We start from the raw sequence: 269 nt of genomic DNA on the forward strand, positions 1-269 counted from the left end.
TTTTCATTAAATCAAAATGGGTATCGTTTAGAATATATTTCGTTTCATTGGTGCTAGGTAGTACTGAAACGAGGTAATCAGCATTTTTACAAACAAAATCAGTGGCGATTAGTAGTTTATTAATGGGTCTCGGAATTTTTAGCATGCATTATTTAAGCATGCGATCGATGCGAATGGAGGCCAATCTTTCCTATTCGACGATGTTGTTGCTGATTTCACTTTTGGTGGCCATTTTCGGGGCTTGGGTTACATTTGCTCTATTTTCTTCC

General features: G+C 37.2%; 1 protein-coding gene. It reads left to right on the top strand.

Annotation, left to right across the window (positions count from 1 at the left end; all coding sequences use genetic code 11):
• Positions 1-122: 122 nt before the first annotated feature.
• Positions 123-269, top strand: a 147-nt coding sequence (locus BTHG_RS27865; protein WP_148361294.1) for an MHYT domain-containing protein, incomplete at its 3' end; no start/stop codon positions are given.

Source organism: Bacillus timonensis (assembly GCF_000285535.1).
Taxonomy (GTDB): Bacteria; Bacillota; Bacilli; order Bacillales; family Bacillaceae_L; genus Ferdinandcohnia; species Ferdinandcohnia timonensis.